Here is an 18493-nt window from a genome sequence, read left to right on the forward strand (position 1 = left end):
GAGCCTAGTCCGCCCGCAGTGACGCACGCCACGCATTTTCGGGGGCGGACGCGTGCCGCGATCCGGGAACGGAACGCATGGTGCGAGAGTCTTCAAGAGGGGGCGCAGAAGGCGTACGAGGGCGTACAGGAACGTACGACGCGAAACAGGAGTTCGGTACACGACATGAGCGACGAGCCGCAGCCGCAACAGCCTGTCCAGGGCTGGGCACCGAGAGAGCCGCAGGCGGCCGAGGCCGCCGGCCCGGGGGGCGGGGACGGCAGGCCGAAGCGCCCGAGGAGGACGGGCTGGCGGCGGCTGATCCCGACCTGGCGCATGGTGCTCGGCACCTTCGTCATCGGCGTCCTGTTGCTGATCGGCCTGTTCTACCTCGGCTACTCGCTGGTCAAGATCCCCCCGGCCAACGCCCTCGCCATGAAGCAGGCCAACGTCTACCTCTACGCGGACGGCTCACAGATCGCCCGCGACGGAGACGTCAACCGGGAGAACGTCTCGCTCGCACAGGTCTCCAAATCCGCCCAGCACGCCGTGCTGGCCGCCGAGGACCGCGACTTCTACACCGAGTCCGCGGTCGACCCCAAGGCGATGGTGCGCGCCGCCTGGAACACCGCCACCGGCAAGGGCAGGCAGTCCGGCTCGACGATCACCCAGCAGTACGTCAAGAACTACTACCTCGGCCAGGAACAGACCGTCACCCGCAAGGTGAAGGAGTTCTTCATCTCGATCAAGCTGGACCGGGAGAAGTCCAAGGACGAGATCCTCCAGGGCTACCTCAACACCAGCTACTTCGGCCGCAACGCGTACGGCATCCAGGCCGCCGCCCAGGCCTACTACGGCCAGGACGCCACCGATCTCGACCCGGCCCACGCGGCCTACCTCGCCGCGCTGGTCAACGCGCCCAGCGAGTACGACGTCGTCGCGCACCCCGAGAACAAGGCCTCGGCGGTGGCCCGCTGGAACTACGTCCTGGACGGCATGGTCAAGAAGGGCTGGCTGACCGGGACGGAGCGGGCCGGCCTGACGTTCCCGACGCCGAAGCAGCAGACCGCCTCCACCGGCATGTCCGGGCAGCGCGGCTACATCGTCAACGCCGTCAAGGACTACCTCGCCAAGAACAAGGTCGTCACCGCCGACGAACTCGACCGCGGCGGCTACCGCATCACCACCACCCTGCAGCGGAGCAAGCAGAACGCCTTCGTGAAGGCGGTCGACGACAAGGTGATGTCGAAGCTCGACAAGAAGAACAACAAGGTCGACACCTACGTCCGCGCGGGCGGCGCCTCCGTCGACCCGAAGACCGGCAAGATCGTCGCGATCTACGGCGGCATCGACTACGTCAAGCAGTACACCAACGGCGCGACCCGCGAGGACTTCCAGGTCGGCTCCACCTTCAAGCCGTTCGTGTTCGCCTCGGCCGTCCAGAACCACTCCGAGACCCAGGACGGCGAGACCATCACGCCGAACACCTACTACGACGGCACCGACAAGCGCCCCGTCGAGGGCTGGAGCGGCAGCTACGCACCCGCCAACGAGGACGACCACTCCTACGGCGACATCACCGTGCGCACCGCCACCGACAAGTCCGTCAACGCGGTGTACGCGCAGATGGCCGTGGACGTCGGCTCCGAGAAGGTGAAGCAGACGGCGATCGCCCTCGGCATCCCCTCCGACACCCCGGAGCTGACCCCCACCCCGTCGATCGCGCTCGGTGTCTCCCGGGCCAGCGTGCTGGACATGGCGGAGGCGTACGCGACGCTCGCCAACCACGGTGAGCGCGGCACGTACACGATGATCGACTCGATCACCAAGGACGGCAAGGACGTCGTCGACCTGCCCACGCCGCAGACCGGCCGGGCCGTCAGCCGCGAGGCCGCCGACACCACCACCTCGATCCTGCAGAGCGTCGTCGACAACGGCACCGCGACCGCCGCCCAGGCCGCCGACCGCCCCGCCGCCGGCAAGACCGGCACCGCGGAGGAGGACACGGCCGCCCTGTTCGCCGGCTACACCCCCGACCTCGCGACCGTCGTCTCGGTGATGGGCCAGGACCCGGTGACGGCCCATCACAAGTCGCTGTACGGCGCGATGGGCCTGGACCGCGTCAACGGCGGCGGCCCGCCCGCCGAGATCTGGGCGCAGTACACCCGCGACGCCCTGAAGGGGAAGCCGACGACGGACTTCGACCTCCAGCTCCAGGCGGGCGCCGAGGAGACCGCACCGCCCGCCGCCACCACCGAGCCGCCGCAGCAGCCGGACACGGGCGGCCAGGACAACGGCGGCACGACCGTCAGCCCGACGCCCACCACGGGCGGCACCACCGACGGTGCCACCACCGGCGGCCGGACGCCCGCCACGGGCGGCGCCGTCGCCGGCACCGACACCGGCGGCACGACGAACGGCGGCACCACGGGCGACGGCGGGACGACCACCACCGGCGGCACGGCCGACGGCGGCACCACGGACGGCGGGACGACGGGCGACACCACCGGCAACACGACGGACGGCGGCGGCACCACGACCGGCACCGACACCGGCACCACGACGGCGGGCCCGGGCACGCAGGCGGCCCGCACACGGACGCGTCAGTGACCCGAGGCCGCCTTCAGCCCCACGCCGGCGGCCGGCAGCAGGAGGGTCCTTGCGGCGTACGGCAGGAGCAGCATGCCGGCGGCGATCTCAGCGCCGGTGAACACGACGAAAAGGGCTGGTGACGACGGTCACCAGCCCTTCGGCCGCTTCCTCCCGGACGCGCTACAGGTACAGGCCCGTCGTGTCCTCGGAGCCCTCGAACCGGTCGGCGGCCACGGCGTGCAGATCGCGCTCGCGCATGAGCACGTACGCCACGCCCCGGACCTCCACCTCGGCCCGGTCCTCCGGGTCGAACAGGACCCGGTCGCCGGGCTCCACGGTCCGTACGTTCTGCCCGACGGCGACGACCTCGGCCCAGGCCAGGCGGCGCCCGACCGCGGCGGTGGCGGGAATCAGGATGCCCCCGCCGGACCGGCGCTCCCCCTCACCCGTCTCCTGCCGCACGAGAACCCGGTCGTGCAGCATCCGGATGGGCAGCTTGTCGTGCTGCGGGGTGCTGTGCTCGTTTCTGTTGGCGCTCACACCCTGAACCTACCTGTCCGCGCTCACTTCCGGCGCCGCCGGGTGCCGAGAGCGAGCAGACCCACGAGTCCGACGGCGACGACGGCGACCGGCACGATCCGCTCCAGCCGGGGCGCGCCCTCCTCGTCGACGAACTGGGCCCTGACGTCGCTCACGACCTTGTTGACCCCGACGTAGGCGCGACCCAGCGTGTGATCGATGTTGGAGACGACCTTGGCCTTGGCGTCCCCGACGATCGTCTTCGGGTGCACCCGCACCCCGATCTCGTCGAGGGTCTCGGCCAGCACTGCGCGGCGGCTCTTGATGTCCGCCTCGATCTGCGCCGGGGTTCTGGTGTCCGACGTGTCCGCCACCGTAGGGCCTCCGAAGTCAGCTGGTACGTGGTGCCGCTTGTTCTGGACAGTCTGTCAGTTCCGCCCGCGCCTGCACTGTCAGGACCCCCGGTTACGCTAGCCCGATGAGCGAGCGACTCCAGCCCGGGGACGTGGCCCCCGACTTCACCCTCCCCGACGCCGACGGCACCGAGGTGTCCCTGGCGGCCCACAAGGGCCGCAAGGTCATCGTCTACTTCTACCCCGCGGCCCTGACGCCGGGCTGCACCAAGCAGGCCTGCGACTTCACGGACAACCTGCAGCTGCTGGCGGGCGCCGGCTACGACGTCATCGGCATCTCGCCCGACAAGCCGGAGAAGCTGGCCAAGTTCCGCGAGAAGGAGTCCCTGAAGGTCACACTCCTGGCCGACCCGGAGAAGACCGTCACCGAGGCCTACGGCGCCTACGGCGAGAAGAAGAACTACGGCAAGACGTACATGGGCGTCATCCGCTCCACGGTGATCGTGGACGAGGAGGGCAAGGTCGAACGGGCCCTCTACAACGTCCGGGCGACCGGCCACGTGGCGAAGATCATCAAGGATCTGGGGATCTGAGCACCCCTTTGCCCCTGGCGAGCGGCCCGTACCGAGGTGATGGTACGGGCCGTTCTGCGTTTCCGGCATGACCGTCCGATGAGCGGTTCGTTCCTTCGCAGGAGACACCTGCGCGGGAAGATGGCTGAGGCCGGCGTGGAGTGCCCCGGCCGGACGGACACCTGCGCGAATCGATCTCGCCTCAAACCGGCTTCCCGCTGACCGGTAGAGTGGGCGGCGCTGCGGGCCCGTACCCCAGCTGGCCAGAGGGCGCCGGTTTAGGTCCGGTGTGTCGTGGGTTCGAGTCCCACCGGGCCCACCCCGTGAAGGGCGCCGTGCCACCCGGCGGGGCGCCCTTCGGTAGTCAGCCCAGCAGCTCCCGCACCGCCGGTACGAGCGCGCGGAACGCCTTGCCACGGTGGCTGATCGCGTTCTTCTCCTGGGGGGTCAGCTGCGCGCAGGTGCGGCTGTCGCCGTCCGGCTGGAGGACGGGGTCGTAGCCGAACCCGCCCGTGCCCTCGGGGCTGTGGCGCAGCACGCCGCGCAGCCGGCCCTCCACCACCCGCTCGGTGCCGTCCGGGAGTGCGAGTGCGGCCGCGCACGCGAAGTGCGCCGCGCGGTGCTCGTCCGCGATGTCCGACAGCTGGGCCAGCAGCAGATCGAGGTTGGCCTGGTCGTCGCCGTGCCGGCCGGCCCAGCGGGCGGAGAAGATGCCGGGCGCGCCGTTCAGCACGTCGACGCAGAGGCCGGAGTCGTCGGAGACGGCGGGCAGGCCCGTCGCCTGTGCCAGGGCGTGCGCCTTCAGCAGCGCGTTCTCCGCGAAGGTGACGCCGGTTTCCTTGACGTCGGGGATGTCGGGGTAGGCGTCCGCCCCCACCAGCTCGTGGTTCAGGCCTGCGTCGGCGAGGATCGCCCTGAGTTCGGTGATTTTTCCGGCGTTGCGGGTGGCGAGGATCAAGCGCGTCATGAGGGCCAGTATTCCGGTTGGGCCGGCCCGCCTCCCGCGCGCCCGTCGCCTACGAGGTGCACACCTTCGTCAGTTCGCCGGCCGCGTCCGTGACCGGGCTGATGTCCGGCGTGTTGTCGCCGTTCCGGACCGCCGTACGGACGTCGGCGACGGCCTTGTCCAGGTCGTCGACCGCCTTGTTGACGTCGGCGTTGTCGGTCCTGTCGCCGATCTTGCCGAGGTTCTTGTCGATGGAGGCGAGGGAGTCGTCGAGCCGGCTCGGGTCGTTGGAGGCGTTCTCCACGGCCTGCTGGAGTTCGGTGACGCTGTCGGCGATGGTGTCGGCGGTCTGGACGCAGTCCAGCGCCTTGTCGACGGCGTCGCAGCCGGTGGCGAGCGACACGGTCAGCCCGGCGGCGGCCAGTGCCGCGACGGCGATACGGCGGCCTCGGCTCACGGCCATGACTGCGGTCCCTCCTGTCTCCAGGCCCCGGTGAGGCCCCCCGTTACCGGTCGGGCGCACGGTGGTGTGCCGTGCGCCCGCATCCGTAGGGACGCGGGGGCGGGCGGCGGGGTTGCCCCCGGCCGCCGCTCGCCTTGGCGCGCCCTTTACCTTTCCAGGACGGTACCAAGTGCCTTCTGCTGAAGGGCAGCGAGTTCCGCGCAGCCGGAAACCGCCAGATCCAGCAGGGAGTTGAGCTCGTCGCGGGCGAACGGCTCGGCCTCCGCGGTGCCCTGCACCTCGACGAAGCGTCCGTCGCCGGTGCAGACGACGTTCATGTCGGTCTCGGCGCGGACGTCCTCCTCGTAGCAGAGGTCCAGCAGCGGGACGGTGCCGACGATGCCGACCGAGACCGCCGAGACGGTGCCGGTGAGGGGCTGGCGGCCGGCCTTGACCAGCTTCCTGCCCTGGGCCCAGGCGACGGCGTCGGCGAGGGCCACGTAGGCGCCGGTGATGGCGGCCGTGCGGGTGCCGCCGTCCGCCTGGAGCACGTCGCAGTCGAGGACGACGGTGTTCTCGCCGAGCGCCTTGTAGTCGACGACGGCGCGCAGGGAGCGGCCGATGAGGCGGCTGATCTCGTGGGTGCGGCCGCCGATCCTGCCCCTGACGGACTCGCGGTCGCCGCGGGTGTTGGTGGCGCGGGGCAGCATGGCGTACTCGGCGGTGACCCAGCCTTCGCCGCTGCCCTTGCGCCAGCGGGGGACGCCCTCCGTGACGGAGGCCGTGCAGAGGACCTTGGTGTCGCCGAAGGAGACGAGGACCGAGCCCTCGGCGTGCTTGCTCCAGCCGCGCTCGATGCTGACCGGGCGGAGTTGTCGGGGGGTGCGACCGTCGATTCGAGACATGACGACGAGCCTAGTCGCAGAAAGGGGAAGGGCTTCCACCGACGGAGAGGGCCCCTCCCGCCGGGAGGGGCCCTCTCCGTGCGCCGGTCCTGGCGGACCGGCGGCTCACATCATGTCCTCGATCTCCCCGGCGATGGGGTCCGCGTCGGTGCCGATGACGACCTGGATCGCGGTGCCCATCTTGACGACACCGTGCGCGCCCGCGGCCTTCAGGGCGGCCTCGTCCACCTTGGAGGCGTCGAGGACCTCGGTCCGCAGGCGCGTGATGCAGCCCTCCACCTCTTCGATGTTCTCGATGCCGCCGAGCCCGGCAACGATCTTCTCAGCCTTGCTGGCCATGACGTCTCCTCACGCACAGTTGGCCCAACTTCACGAGCGACGGCGCCGTGCGTACCCAAAGATGGCGTCACAGCATCCCAATCGTCGTAACTGGTCTACACCACCTCGCAGGCGGTCGCCAACTCATGAGTGCCGACACCGAGATTCCCCCAGCCCGTCGCCGGTGGCAATCGGCCTTCCAGGGCCTGCAGAAGATGGGCCGCAGCCTCCAGCTCCCGATCGCGGTACTGCCGGCGGCGGGCATCCTCAACCGGCTCGGCCAGCCCGACGTGTTCGGGGACGACGGGCTGGGCTGGACGAACGTCTCCAAGGTCATGGCGGGCGCGGGCGGGGCGCTGCTCGACGGCCAGCTCGGGCTGCCGCTGCTGTTCTGCGTGGGCGTGGCCATCGGCATGGCGAAGAAGTCCGACGGCTCGACCGCGCTGGCGGCGGTGGCGGGATTCCTCGTCTACTTCAACGTGCTGCGCCAGTTCCCCGAGGACTGCCCGAGCGGCACGAAGGCGGTGCCCGGGGTGGGCTGCCAGGCGGCCGACGCGACGGTCAGCGCCTTCACCTATCAGAACCCGGGCGTCTTCGGCGGCATCGTGATGGGCCTGCTGGCCGCGTTCTTCTGGGCCCGCTACCACCGTACGAAGCTGGTGGACTGGCTCGGCTTCTTCAACGGCCGCCGGCTGGTGCCGATCATCATGGCGTTCGTGGCGATCGCCTTCGCGGCGCTGTGCCTGTGGGTGTGGCCGCCGATCGGTGACGGGCTGGAGAGCTTCAGCAACTGGATGAGCGACCTGGGCGCCCGGGGCGCGGGCGTGTTCGGCGTCGCCAACCGGGCACTGCTGGTGGTGGGTCTGCACCAGTTCCTCAACGTGCCCATCTGGTTCCAGTTCGGCAGCTTCACCAAGCCGGACGGGACCGTGGTGCACGGTGACATCAACATGTTCCTGGCGGGCGACCCGAACGCGGGCCAGTTCACCTCGGGCTTCTTCCCGATCATGATGTTCGCCCTGCCGGCGGCCGCGCTCGCCATCACCCACTGCGCCCGGCCGCACCGCCGCAAGGAGATCGGCGGCCTGATGCTGTCGGTGGCCCTGACGTCCTTCGTCACCGGCATCACGGAACCGATCGAGTACTCCTTCCTGTTCGTCGCCCCGGTCCTCTACGCGATCCACGCCCTGCTGACCGGTGTCTCGATGGCGGTCACCTGGGGCCTCGGCGTCCACGACGGCTTCAGCTTCTCGGCCGGCCTCATCGACTACGTCATCAACTGGAACCTGGCGACGAAACCGTGGGGGATCATCCCGATCGGGCTGTGCTTCGCCGCCGTCTACTACGCGATCTTCCGTTTCGCCATCACGGCGTTCGACCTGAAGACGCCCGGCCGGGAGCCGGACGAGGAGCGCGAGGACGTGACGAAAGCCTGACGGCCCCGACCCAGTCGGCCCCCGGACCCGCCGGTCCGGGGGCTTCGTCCTGCGACAGCGCGTAGCGCTCCGGTAACAGGAATCGCGGGTTCCTTTATGCGGACCTCATCTGCTACAACAGGTCTACACCACTGAGTGGTGTAGACCACCACCCCGGAGGAAGTATATGAGCACCGCCACCGCGCCAACGGCGGCCCCCACGAAGAAGTGGGGATCGGGCCTGTTCCAGGGCCTGCAGAAGGTTGGCCGCAGCCTCCAGCTCCCGATCGCCGTGCTGCCGGCGGCGGGCATCCTGCTGCGACTCGGCCAGCAGGACATCCACGACAAGCTGAACCTGCCCGACAAGGTCACGGCGGTGTTCGCCACGGCTGGTGGCGCGATCTTCGACAACCTGCCGATGCTGTTCTGCATCGGCGTCGCGATCGGCTTCGCCAAGAAGTCGGACGGCTCGACGGCGCTCGCGGCGCTCGTCGGCTTCCTGGTCTACAGCAACGTCCTCAAGGCGTTCCCGGTCACCGAGGCCAAGGTCATGAAGGGCGCGGACATAGCCGCGACCTACAACAACCCCGGTGTGCTCGGCGGCATCCTGATGGGCCTGCTGTCCGCGGTGCTGTGGCAGCGCTACCACCGCAAGAAGCTGGTGGACTGGCTCGGCTTCTTCAACGGCCGCCGGCTGGTGCCGATCATCATGGCGTTCGTCGGCACGGCCATGGGTGTCTTCTTCGGCCTGGTCTGGAAGCCGATCGGTGAGGGCATCTCGCACTTCGGCGAGTGGATCACCGGCCTCGGGGCGCTCGGCGCCGGCCTGTTCGGCCTGATCAACCGCGCGCTGATCCCGGTCGGCATGCACCAGTTCGTGAACTCGGTCTCCTGGTTCCAGATCGGCGACTTCAAGAACTCGGCCGGCCAGGTCGTGCACGGCGACCTCACCCGGTTCTTCGCCGGTGACCCGACCGCCGGACAGTTCATGTCGGGCTTCTTCCCGATCATGATGTTCGGTCTGCCGGCCGCCGCGCTCGCCATCGCCCACTCCGCCCGCCCCGAGCGCCGCAAGGCCGTGATGGGCATGATGATCTCGCTCGCGCTGACCTCCTTCGTCACCGGTGTCACCGAGCCGATCGAGTTCTCGTTCATGTTCATCGCCCCGCTGCTGTACGCGATCCACGCGGTGCTGACGGCCCTGTCGATGGCGATCACCTGGGCGCTGGGCGTGCACGCGGGCTTCACCTTCTCGGCGGGCTTCATCGACTACGCGCTGAACTGGAACCTCGCCACCAAGCCCTGGCTGATCATCCCGATCGGTCTCGTCTTCGGCGCGGTCTACTACGGCCTGTTCCGCTTCGCCATCACCCGGTTCAACCTCCCCACCCCGGGCCGCGAGCCCGACGAGGAGGTCGAGGACCTCACCAAGGCGTGAGTCCCCCTCGCAGGTCATGACGTAGGCCCCGGCACCGAGAAGGTGCCGGGGCCTTCGGGCGCGGAGCGTCAGATCTCGTACGCGCGCCGCGGCGCCGCCAGTTCCACCGGCCCGGTGAAGACGTCGCGGGCGTCCCGGAGGTTGGCCTGGGGGTCGGTCCACGGGGGGATGTGGGTGAGGACCAGGCGGCGCGCGCCGGCGCGGGCCGCCGTCTCACCCGCCTCGCGGCCGTTGAGGTGCAGGTCCGGGATGTTCTCCTTGCCGTGCGTGAAGGCCGCCTCGCACAGGAACAGGTCGGCGTCGCGGGCGAGTTCCTCCAGTGCGGGGCTGATCCCGGTGTCGCCGGAGTACGTCAGGGTCGACCCGCCGTGCTCGATCCGGATGCCGTACGCCTCCACCGGATGGGCCACGCGCTCCGTGTGCACGGTGAACGGGCCGATCTCGAAGGTGGACGGCTTGACCGTGTGGAAGTCGAAGACCTCGCTCATGGAGGAGGCGGTGGGGGTGTCGGCGTACGCCGTGGTCAGGCGGTGCTCGGTGCCCTCGGGACCGTAGACCGGGATCGGGTCGCAGCGGCCGCCGTCGTGGCGGTAGTAGCGCGCCACGAAGTAGGCGCACATGTCGATGCAGTGGTCGGCGTGCAGATGGCTGAGGAAGATCGCGTCGAGGTCGTAAAGACCGCAGTGGCGCTGCAGCTCGCCAAGGGCACCGTTGCCCATGTCGAGGAGCAGCCGGAAGCCGTCGGCCTCTACGAGGTAGCTCGAGCAGGCCGATTCCGCGGACGGGAACGACCCCGAGCAACCGACGACGGTGAGCTTCATGGAGCAGAAACCTCCGCGGGCGGGAACTTTTTCTGGCGGGAGACGGGGGTCGTGCGGTCCGTCGAGCGTAAGGCGCAAAACGCCCGGTCGCTCCTCCGGCAAGGGCTGTTGTGGGCGAACTCACCTGTGGTGTCACCGGTTCGGCTGGAACCGGGGCCGGGCGGGCGCCGGGGAGCGAGCACGGGTTCGACAGAGGGCGCGCGGCGCTCATCGCGCGCCGGTACCGTCTCCGTATGGACACGTCATGGTGGCTCGCGCTCGCCGCGGTGGTGCTGCTCGCGCTGGTCGCCACGCTCGTCGACGGCTGGGGACGGGGACGGCGGCCCGCGGGACGCCGGACACGGCCGCCGGGCCGGCCCGGCGGGCGGCCGCGTTCACGGCCGCGGCCCGCGGAGATCTGGTGGGCGAACGTGCCCTACGAGGACGGACCCGGCGCGAAGGACCGGCCCTGTCTGGTGCTGGTGGTGCACGGGGAACGGGCGACCGTCGCGAAGATCACCAGCAGGTACCACGACGAACGGTCCGGGGTGATCCCGCTGCCCCCGGGCGCGGTGGGCGACGCGCAGGGGCGTGCCAGTTTCCTGGAGACCGACGAGCTGCGTGAGGTGCCGGTGTGGGAGTTCCGCCGGCGGGTGGGTGTGGTGGACCCGGTCCTGTGGGACCAGGTCCGTCACCTGGCGACGTAGGACGGCGGGGGCGCGGGAGGGCCTACGCCCAGAGCTGGCCGTGCAGCGTCTCGATCGCTTCCTCCGTGGTCGCCGCCGTGTAGACGCCCGTCGACAGGTACTTCCAGCCGCCGTCGGCCACGAGGAACACGATGTCCGCGCTCTCGCCCGCCTTCAGCGCCTTGTTGCCGACGCCGATCGCCGCGTGCAGGGCCGCGCCGGTGGAGACGCCCGCGAAGATGCCCTCCTGCTGCAGCAGTTCACGGGTGCGGGTGACCGCGTCCGCGGAGCCGACCGAGAAGCGGGTGGTGAGGACGGAGGCGTCGTAGAGCTCGGGGACGAAGCCCTCGTCGAGGTTGCGCAGGCCGTAGACCAGGTCGTCGTAGCGCGGTTCGGCGGCGACGATCCTGACGTCCGGCTTGTGCTCGCGCAGGTAGCGGCCGACGCCCATGAGGGTGCCGGTGGTGCCGAGGCCCGCGACGAAGTGGGTGATGGAGGGGAGGTCGGCGAGGATCTCCGGGCCGGTGCTCGCGTAGTGCGCGCCCGCGTTGTCGAGGTTGCCGTACTGGTAGAGCATCACCCAGTCCGGGTGCTCCGCGGAGAGCTCCTTGGCGACCCGCACGGCGGTGTTGGAACCGCCCGCGGCCGGGCTGGAGATGATCTCGGCGCCCCACATGCCGAGCAGGTCCCGGCGCTCCTGCGAGGTGTTCTCGGGCATCACGCACACCATGCGGTAGGCCTTGAGCTTCGCGGCCATGGCGAGGGAGATGCCGGTGTTGCCGGAGGTCGGCTCCAGGATGGTGCAGCCCGGGGTCAGCCGGCCGTCCTTCTCGGCCTGCTCGATCATGTGCAGGGCGGGACGGTCCTTGACCGAGCCGGTGGGGTTGCGGTCCTCCAGCTTGGCCCAGATCCGGACGTCGGCGGACGGCGACAGCCGCGGCAGGCGCACCAGAGGGGTGTTGCCCACCGCGGCCAGCGGGGAGTCGTAACGCATCCGGGATCAGGCCATGCCGCCGGCCACGGCCGGCAGGATCGTGACGTTGTCGCCGTCGGCGACCTTGGTGTTGATGCCGTCGAGGAAGCGGACGTCCTCGTCGTTCAGGTAGACGTTGACGAAGCGGCGCAGCTCGCCGTTGTCCACGATGCGGGCCTGGATGCCCGTGTGCCGGGACTCGAGGTCGGTGAAGAGCGCGGCGAGGGTGTCCCCGTTGCCCTCCACCGCCTTCCGGCCCTCGGTGTAGGTGCGGAGGATGGTCGGGATACGGACCTCGATGGCCATGACTGCGGGCTCCTGTCGGTGATTACGTCGGGTCTGTGGGCGCGCGGCGGCGCAGTGTGCGGGGTGGTACGTCGGTGCCGCGGCTCACGGCCGTACGGCGGCAGGGCAGCGTCAACAGATGGCGCTGGCAAGCCTGCACAGGTCGACGTGCAGCCGCGCCACGAGCAGCATGCCCGGCGTCTTCTCGCTCACGTCGTTCAGAACCATGGGGTCATCGTATCGATTCCCGGTCGGCCGCCCGGAGTGTGATCTCAGATGGCGGACGATTTTCATCCAGTGTTCGAGATCAGTATGCCTCCACCACCGTGACCTCCTCCTCCGTGACCTCGCCCTCCATGATCCGGAACGAGCGGAACTGGAAGTCGCCCAGGCCGTCGGTGTCGGCGGTGGAGACCAGCACGTAGTGGGCGCCCGGCTCGTTGGCGTAGGAGATGTCCGTGCGCGAGGGGTAGGCCTCGGTCGCGGTGTGCGAGTGGTAGACGATCACCGGCTCCTCGTCGCGGTCGTCCATCTCGCGGTAGAGCTTGAGCAGGTCGCCGGAGTCGAACTCGTAGAACGTGGGCGACATCGCGGCGTTCAGCATCGGGATGAAGCGCTCGGGGCGGTCGGAGCCCGCCGGGCCCGCGACGACGCCGCACGCCTCGTCGGGGTGGTCCTTGCGCGCGTGCGCGACGATCTGGTCGACGAGGGCCTGGGTGATGGTCAGCATGTGCGCCAGGATATGCAGAAGGGCCGTCCCGTACCGAGGCGTGGTACGGGACGGCCCGAATGCCGGACGCCGTGAGCGGTGCCGCGGCGGACGCCACGAGTGTCCGCCGTGGCCGGCGTCCCGCGGTGGAGGCACGGGGGCGGGTGTCAGCCCACCTTCTCCAGCGCCGGCTCGCGCCGCTGTGTCACTTCCGGGTTGCGGCCCTTCAGCACCGCCCAGCCGATGCCGAGGGCGGCCGCCCAGCCGGCCATCACGTACAGGCAGACACGGGAGTCGGCGTCGTAGGCGATCAGGCCGGTGACGAAGAGCAGGAACACGATGGCGATGTACGAGCACACCGCGCCGCCCGGGGCCGGGAAGGACGAGGCGGGCAGCCGGCCCGCCTCGACCGCGCGGCGGTAGCGGACATGGCTGACCAGGATCATCAGCCAGGTCCAGATGCCGGCCGCGGTGGCCACCGAGGTGACGTAGCCGAAGGCCTTCTCCGGGACCACGTAGTTCAGGACCACGCCGATGCCCATGAAGAGCACCGACACGGTGATGCCGAGCGCCGGGGTCCTGGAGGCCGACAGCTTCCGGAAGGCCCTCGGGGCCTCGCCGTTGTCGGCCAGCGTGCGCAGCATGCGGCCCGTGGAGTACATCCCGGAGTTGCAGGAGGACAGGGCCGCGGTCAGCACGACGAAGTTGACGAGGCCCGCGCCGGCCGGGATGCCGATCACCGCGAACGCCTTCACGAAGGGGCTGACGCCCGCCGCGAACTCGGTCCACTTCACCACGCACAGGATGACGGTGAGGGCGCCGACGTAGAACAGCGCGATGCGCCAGGGAAGGGTGTTGATCGCCTTGGGGAGGGTCTTCTCCGGGTTCTCGGACTCACCGGCCGTGACACCGACCAGCTCGACGGCGAGGTAGGCGAACATGACGCCCTGGAGCGTCATCAGGGACGATCCGACGCCCTTGGGGAAGAAGCCGTCGAACTGCCAGAGGTTGGCGACGGAGGCGGTGCCACCGGCGGCGCTGAAGCCGAAGGTGAGCACGCCCAGGCCGATGACGATCATGCCGATCAGCGCCGTGACCTTGACCATCGAGAACCAGAACTCCAGCTCGCCGAAGAGCTTCACGGAGATCAGGTTGACGCCGAAGAGCACCACCAGGAAGACCAGGGCGGTGACCCACTGCGGGACGGACGGGAACCAGTAGTTGACGTAGATGGCGGCGGCCGTCAGCTCGGCCATGCCCGTCACCACCCACATCAGCCAGTACGTCCAGGCGGTGAAGTAGCCGAAGAACGGGCCGAGGAACTCGCGGGAGTACTCCGCGAAGGAGCCCGACACCGGGCGGTACAGGAGCAGCTCGCCGAGCGCCCGCATGATGAAGAAGATGATCACGCCCGCGAGGGCGTACATGAAGATGAGGCTGGGACCGGCCTTGGCGATGTTCGCCCCGGCTCCCAGGAAGAGGCCGACGCCGACGGCGCCGCCGATGGCGATCATCTGGACCTGGCGGCTGCCGAGTCCGCGCTCGTATCCCTCTTCGGCCCGCTGCGGGGCCTCCTCGTGCTCGACCTGGGCGGAGGTCATGTGTGGTGCGCCTTTCTCCATGCCGACCCGGGCCTCTCGTCGGCCTCGGATCGGGTCTCGATCCCCCCGGATTGCTGGAGCTGGGCGGGTTTCGCGGACCCGCCCGTGCCTGGCCGGCGATCCGCCGGCTCGGTGGCGCACCCGGCCGAACATGGGTGGTGTTCGCCGGGCGGTCGTGAAGATCTATCACGGCCGCACCGAGGATCACCGCTGTGACATGTGGCGCAGGGCACAGGAAGAAGCGGACAAAGGCCGCCGGGCGGAGCATAGGAGGCCGCCGCGGTGACGTGATCGTTATCCGGATTTGAGCGTCCTCTGAGCGAACGCCGGACCGCCGCGAATGAGGGATCGCGGCAGGTCAGGGCGGTGCGAGGGAGCGCGAGCAGCGCGGCGGGTCAGGACATCAGCGTCGAGACGAGCGTCTCCTGGAGGCCGCCCAGCCACAGGTACGCCATCACCATCGGCTTGCGCGGGTCCTCGTCGGGGAGCCGGTAGAGGAGGTCGGTGTCGTCCTCGTCGGTGATCTCCAGCCGGGAGCCGATCGCCAGGCGCAGGTCGTTGAGGGAGCTCAGCCACTGCCGGGACTCCTCGGCCGAGAGCGTGAGGACCGCCCCGCCGTCGGCCGCCGGGGTCAGCGCGTCCAGGGAGCGGACGACCGCGAGCGCGTTCTCGCGCTTGCCGGCCCGCAGGTCGTTCTCGGTGTAGCGGCGGAACTCGGCGGAGTACGCCCGCTGTTCCTCCGCGTCCTGCGGACGGGCGGGCGGGCCCTCCGGATCGGTGTAGGCGTCCGGGAACAGGCGCCGCAGCACCGGGTCGGCGGGAGGCTCGCTGGGGCCCTCGGCGAAGAGCTCGGCCAGCGGGTCGTCGGGCGCGTCCTCACCGGGGCCCGGCCCGACGAGCTCCAGGAGCTGCACGGCCAGCGACCGGATGATGGAGATCTCGACGTCGTCGAGGGCGACGGCCGCGCCGCCGCCGGGGAGCGGTTCGAAGTGTCCTGGCATGGAGTGGGTTCGCTACTTCCGGTCCTGCTGGAGGGTGGCCCACAGACCGTAACCGTGCATGGCCTGCACGTCGCGTTCCATCTCCTCGCGAGAGCCGCTGGAGACGACCGCCCGGCCCTTGTGGTGGACGTCGAGCATGAGCTTGGTGGCCTTGTCCTTGGAGTAGCCGAAGTACGTCTGGAAGACGTACGTCACGTAGCTCATGAGGTTGACCGGGTCGTTGTGGACGATCGTGACCCAGGGGACGTCCGGCTCGGGTACGGCGGAGACCTCCTCCGCCGATTCGGTCCGTTCGATCTCAAGGGGAGCGGGTGACGTCACACTGCCCATGCTGCCATGGCCCCCACAAATCGTCACACTGACGCGAAGTGCGGTAGCATCTGTTGCCATGAACACAGCGGACCTAGGGCTGCCGGTGGACGTTCCCTCGACGGCGCTCTTCACGGATCAGTACGAGCTCACGATGCTGCAGGCCGCCCTCAGGGCCGGGACCGCCGAGCGGCGCAGCGTCTTCGAGGTCTTCACCCGGCGGCTGCCCGACGGGCGGCGCTACGGCGTGGTGGCGGGCACCGGACGCGTCCTGGACGCCGTGGAGAACTTCCGCTTCGACGCGGGCGTCCTCGGCTTCCTCCAGGAGCGGCACATCGTCGACGAGGCGACGCTCGAATGGCTGGCCGGCTACCGGTTCGGCGGCGACGTGTGGGGATACCCCGAGGGCGAGGTGTACTTCCCCGGGTCGCCGATCATGCGCGTCGAGGGCTCGTTCGCCGAGTGCGTGCTGCTGGAGACCGTGATCCTGTCGATCCTCAACCACGACTCCGCGATCGCCGCGGCCGCCTCCCGGATGTCCTCGGCCGCGGGCGCCCGCCCGCTGATCGAGATGGGCGCCCGCCGCACCCACGAGCTGGCCGCCGTCGCCGCCTCGCGTGCCGCCTACATCGGCGGGTTCGCCTCCACCTCCGACCTGGCGGCCGGCTTCCGGTACGGCATCCCGACCGTCGGCACCTCCGCGCACGCCTTCACGCTGCTGCACGACCACGAGCGGGACGCCTTCCAGGCCCAGGTCGACTCGCTCGGCCGGGGCACCACCCTGCTCGTGGACACCTACGACGTGGCCGAGGCCGTCCGCACGGCCGTGGAGGTCGCGGGGCCCGAGCTGGGCGCCGTACGCATCGACTCCGGCGATCTGCTGCTGGTCGCGCACCGGGTGCGCCAGCAGCTGGACGAGCTGGGCGCCACCGAGACGAAGATCATCGTCACCTCGGACCTGGACGAGTACGCCATCGCCTCGCTGGCGGCGGCGCCGGTGGACGCGTACGGCGTCGGCACCCAGCTGGTGACCGGTTCCGGGCACCCGACGGCCTCGATGGTCTACAAGCTGGTGGCCCGCGCGGAGTCCGACGCCCCGCAGGCACCGCTGGTGCCGGTGGCCAAGAAGTCCAGCGGGGGCAAGACCTCCGTCGGCGGCCGCAAGTGGGCCGCGCGGCGACTGGACGCGGAGGGGGTCGCGCAGGCCGAGGTCGTGGGCACGGGCGGCGTGCCGGCCGAGCTCGCCGAGCGGCAGCTGCTGATCGAGCTGATCAAGGGCGGTGACGTGGTCTTCCGCGAGCCGCTGGATGTCGTACGCGAGCGGCACGTGACCGCGCTGGCCGGCCTGCCGCTCTCCGCGACCCAGCTCTCCCGGGGGGAAGCCGTGATCCCGACGGAGTACGTGACCCGCGGCTCGGGTAGCTGACAGCCAGTGACCGAAGGGGGGTGGCCGGGCGGGCAACCCCCCGCGCCCTCTCCCGCACCGCCCACGAAGTCTCTAGGCTCGAACCTCACACACAGTCGAAGGACACCCGCATGCGCCGCGCCTTGATCGTCGTCGACGTCCAGAACGACTTCTGCGAGGGGGGCAGCCTCGCCGTGGCCGGCGGTGCCGACGTGGCCGCCGCCGTGACCGAGCTGATCGGGCAGGCGGCCGGCTCCGGCTACCAGCACGTGGTGGCCACCCGCGACCACCACATCGCCCCCGGCGGCCACTTCGCCGACAACCCCGACTTCGTCCGCTCCTGGCCCGCGCACTGCGTCGCGGGCACCGAGGGGGTCGGCTTCCACCCGAACTTCGCGCCCGCCGTCGTCTCCGGGGCGATCGACGCCGTCTTCGACAAGGGGGCGTACGCGGCGGCCTACAGCGGCTTCGAGGGGGCCGACGAGAACGGCGTCAAGCTGGCCGACTGGCTGCGCGCCCGGGACGTCACCGAGGTGGACGTCGTCGGGATCGCCACCGACCACTGCGTGCGCGCCACCGCGCTGGACGGGGTGCGGGAGGGCTTCCGTACCCAGGTCCTGCTGGAGCTGACCGCCGGGGTGGCCGCGGAGACCACCGAGCGGGCGCTGGAGGAGATGCGCGAGGCGGGCGTGGAGCTCACCGGGAAGCCCGTCGTCGCCTAGGGCGTGTGGCGAAAGTGGCGTCGTCCGCCCGCCGGGCGGGACTTTCGCAACACGCCCCAGGGGGTGTCCGACCCTTCCCGCCCTGGCGTCACCTGGCGCCTGTCGCGTCCCAGGAACGGGCCGGGGCCCCCTGGAGGCCGGCCGCCCGGGCGGGGGCCGTGGGGCGGCGCAGGAGGGCTCTGATGGGGTGCCACAGCTCCTGGGGGAGCTCGGGTCCGGGCCCGACACCGTTGTCAGGGGCCGTTCGCCATATCAGGCCGTCGGGATGGTGCAGGACCGCGGTGATCTCGTCCGGGGTGGGCGGGGCGGCGTTGCCGCGCAGATAGACCGCCCGCATGCCGAGGTTGCGCAGCCTGGTCAGGGCGCGCGCCCGGTTGCGGGCGTGGACGAGGACACGGACGCTGTCCGTGCCGTCGGCGGTGGGTCTGGGCAGGTTCAGAGCCACCACGACGCTGCCGGTCGGCAGCTTGCAGAAACCTCCTGCGGCCATGCAGGTCACTCCCCCGTGCGAGTCGGTGTCAAT

At 70.3% G+C, this 18493-nt stretch carries 21 protein-coding genes, 1 tRNA gene and 1 pseudogene; 8 read left to right on the forward strand and 15 right to left on the reverse strand.

Annotated features, from left to right (window positions below):
• Nucleotides 1–165 precede the first annotated feature (165 nt).
• Nucleotides 166–2589: a transglycosylase domain-containing protein gene (locus ACIRPX_RS04195; RefSeq protein ID WP_404187954.1), complete on the forward strand. Its 2424-nt coding sequence runs from the start codon at nucleotides 166–168 to the stop codon at nucleotides 2587–2589.
• A 162-nt stretch (nucleotides 2590–2751) separates the two neighbouring features.
• Here the strand turns inward: ACIRPX_RS04195 and ACIRPX_RS04200 are convergent, their stop codons facing one another.
• Together ACIRPX_RS04200 and ACIRPX_RS04205 are read right to left on the reverse strand one after the other, a co-directional pair.
• Nucleotides 2752–3111, reverse strand: a complete 360-nt coding sequence (locus ACIRPX_RS04200; RefSeq protein ID WP_384249971.1) for a GroES family chaperonin — start codon at nucleotides 3109–3111, stop codon at nucleotides 2752–2754.
• Nucleotides 3112–3134: 23 nt separating this feature from the next.
• On the reverse strand, nucleotides 3135–3464 hold the full coding sequence (locus ACIRPX_RS04205) for a DUF3618 domain-containing protein (RefSeq protein ID WP_404187957.1): 330 nt from the start codon (nucleotides 3462–3464) through the stop codon (nucleotides 3135–3137).
• Between the two features lie 104 nt (nucleotides 3465–3568).
• Between ACIRPX_RS04205 and bcp the strand changes: the two genes are divergently transcribed.
• Complete coding sequence (gene bcp, locus ACIRPX_RS04210; RefSeq protein WP_404187960.1) at nucleotides 3569–4036, forward strand: thioredoxin-dependent thiol peroxidase; 468 nt, start codon at nucleotides 3569–3571, stop codon at nucleotides 4034–4036.
• A 223-nt stretch (nucleotides 4037–4259) separates the two neighbouring features.
• Nucleotides 4260–4334: transfer RNA gene (locus tag ACIRPX_RS04215), tRNA-Leu, on the forward strand.
• 45 nt (nucleotides 4335–4379) lie between these two features.
• Here the strand turns inward: ACIRPX_RS04215 and rdgB are convergent.
• The 4 genes from rdgB to ACIRPX_RS04235 form a co-directional block, all read right to left on the reverse strand.
• Nucleotides 4380–4982 (reverse strand): RdgB/HAM1 family non-canonical purine NTP pyrophosphatase, encoded by a 603-nt coding sequence (rdgB, locus tag ACIRPX_RS04220; RefSeq protein ID WP_404187962.1) that lies wholly within the window; start codon nucleotides 4980–4982, stop codon nucleotides 4380–4382.
• 49 nt (nucleotides 4983–5031) lie between these two features.
• Nucleotides 5032–5424 carry a hypothetical protein gene (locus tag ACIRPX_RS04225; protein ID WP_404187964.1) on the reverse strand — a complete coding sequence of 131 codons (393 nt, stop codon included), beginning with the start codon at nucleotides 5422–5424 and terminating at the stop codon, nucleotides 5032–5034.
• Between the two features lie 146 nt (nucleotides 5425–5570).
• Nucleotides 5571–6308: a ribonuclease PH gene (rph, locus tag ACIRPX_RS04230; RefSeq protein WP_404187966.1), complete on the reverse strand. Its 738-nt coding sequence runs from the start codon at nucleotides 6306–6308 to the stop codon at nucleotides 5571–5573.
• A gap of 105 nt (nucleotides 6309–6413) precedes the next feature.
• On the reverse strand, nucleotides 6414–6647 hold the full coding sequence (locus tag ACIRPX_RS04235) for a glucose PTS transporter subunit EIIB (RefSeq protein WP_404187969.1): 234 nt from the start codon (nucleotides 6645–6647) through the stop codon (nucleotides 6414–6416).
• 125 nt (nucleotides 6648–6772) lie between these two features.
• Between ACIRPX_RS04235 and ACIRPX_RS04240 the strand changes: the two genes are divergently transcribed.
• Together ACIRPX_RS04240 and ACIRPX_RS04245 are read left to right on the forward strand one after the other, a co-directional pair.
• On the forward strand, nucleotides 6773–8062 hold the full coding sequence (locus ACIRPX_RS04240; RefSeq protein WP_404187972.1) for a PTS transporter subunit EIIC: 1290 nt from the start codon (nucleotides 6773–6775) through the stop codon (nucleotides 8060–8062).
• A gap of 166 nt (nucleotides 8063–8228) precedes the next feature.
• A complete protein-coding gene (locus ACIRPX_RS04245; RefSeq protein WP_404187975.1) occupies nucleotides 8229–9479 on the forward strand; it encodes a PTS transporter subunit EIIC in 1251 nt (416 codons plus the stop codon).
• Between the two features lie 68 nt (nucleotides 9480–9547).
• Here the strand turns inward: ACIRPX_RS04245 and ACIRPX_RS04250 are convergent, their stop codons facing one another.
• Entirely contained in the window at nucleotides 9548–10300 is a 753-nt protein-coding gene (locus tag ACIRPX_RS04250) for an MBL fold metallo-hydrolase (RefSeq protein WP_404187977.1), read from the reverse strand.
• Between the two features lie 233 nt (nucleotides 10301–10533).
• Here ACIRPX_RS04250 and ACIRPX_RS04255 point away from each other — a divergent pair, with 233 nt between their 5' ends.
• Nucleotides 10534–10986 (forward strand): type II toxin-antitoxin system PemK/MazF family toxin, encoded by a 453-nt coding sequence (locus ACIRPX_RS04255; RefSeq protein ID WP_404187980.1) that lies wholly within the window; start codon nucleotides 10534–10536, stop codon nucleotides 10984–10986.
• A gap of 22 nt (nucleotides 10987–11008) precedes the next feature.
• Here ACIRPX_RS04255 and ACIRPX_RS04260 read toward each other — a convergent pair whose 3' ends face one another.
• From ACIRPX_RS04260 to clpS, 7 genes are all read right to left on the reverse strand, one after another.
• The gene (locus ACIRPX_RS04260; protein ID WP_404187983.1) at nucleotides 11009–11959 is read right to left on the reverse strand and encodes a PLP-dependent cysteine synthase family protein; all 951 of its coding nucleotides are present in this window, start codon (nucleotides 11957–11959) and stop codon (nucleotides 11009–11011) included.
• Nucleotides 11960–11965: 6 nt separating this feature from the next.
• A complete protein-coding gene (locus ACIRPX_RS04265; RefSeq protein ID WP_404187985.1) occupies nucleotides 11966–12244 on the reverse strand; it encodes a MoaD/ThiS family protein in 279 nt (92 codons plus the stop codon).
• 111 nt (nucleotides 12245–12355) lie between these two features.
• Nucleotides 12356–12451: a putative leader peptide gene (locus ACIRPX_RS04270; RefSeq protein ID WP_317633465.1), complete on the reverse strand. Its 96-nt coding sequence runs from the start codon at nucleotides 12449–12451 to the stop codon at nucleotides 12356–12358.
• Nucleotides 12452–12530: 79 nt separating this feature from the next.
• The gene (locus ACIRPX_RS04275; protein WP_404187987.1) at nucleotides 12531–12953 is read right to left on the reverse strand and encodes a Mov34/MPN/PAD-1 family protein; all 423 of its coding nucleotides are present in this window, start codon (nucleotides 12951–12953) and stop codon (nucleotides 12531–12533) included.
• Nucleotides 12954–13099: 146 nt separating this feature from the next.
• The gene (locus tag ACIRPX_RS04280; protein WP_404187989.1) at nucleotides 13100–14533 is read right to left on the reverse strand and encodes an amino acid permease; all 1434 of its coding nucleotides are present in this window, start codon (nucleotides 14531–14533) and stop codon (nucleotides 13100–13102) included.
• A gap of 395 nt (nucleotides 14534–14928) precedes the next feature.
• Entirely contained in the window at nucleotides 14929–15534 is a 606-nt protein-coding gene (locus ACIRPX_RS04285; protein WP_404187991.1) for a DUF2017 domain-containing protein, read from the reverse strand.
• A gap of 12 nt (nucleotides 15535–15546) precedes the next feature.
• Nucleotides 15547–15864 (reverse strand): ATP-dependent Clp protease adapter ClpS, encoded by a 318-nt coding sequence (gene clpS, locus ACIRPX_RS04290; RefSeq protein WP_393866148.1) that lies wholly within the window; start codon nucleotides 15862–15864, stop codon nucleotides 15547–15549.
• Between the two features lie 58 nt (nucleotides 15865–15922).
• Here clpS and ACIRPX_RS04295 point away from each other — a divergent pair, with 58 nt between their 5' ends.
• Together ACIRPX_RS04295 and ACIRPX_RS04300 are read left to right on the forward strand one after the other, a co-directional pair.
• Nucleotides 15923–17269, forward strand: coding sequence for a nicotinate phosphoribosyltransferase (locus ACIRPX_RS04295; RefSeq protein WP_404187994.1), 1347 nt, complete (start codon nucleotides 15923–15925; stop codon nucleotides 17267–17269).
• A 110-nt stretch (nucleotides 17270–17379) separates the two neighbouring features.
• Nucleotides 17380–17970: an isochorismatase family protein gene (locus ACIRPX_RS04300; protein ID WP_404187997.1), complete on the forward strand. Its 591-nt coding sequence runs from the start codon at nucleotides 17380–17382 to the stop codon at nucleotides 17968–17970.
• A gap of 154 nt (nucleotides 17971–18124) precedes the next feature.
• On the opposite strand, the pseudogene ACIRPX_RS04305 reads toward ACIRPX_RS04300, so the two are convergent.
• Nucleotides 18125–18460: pseudogene (locus tag ACIRPX_RS04305) on the reverse strand (hypothetical protein); the annotation flags it as partial.
• Nucleotides 18461–18493 lie beyond the last annotated feature (33 nt).

This window comes from Streptomyces sp. NPDC101225 (assembly GCF_044767585.1).
Lineage (GTDB): Bacteria > Actinomycetota > Actinomycetes > Streptomycetales > Streptomycetaceae > Streptomyces.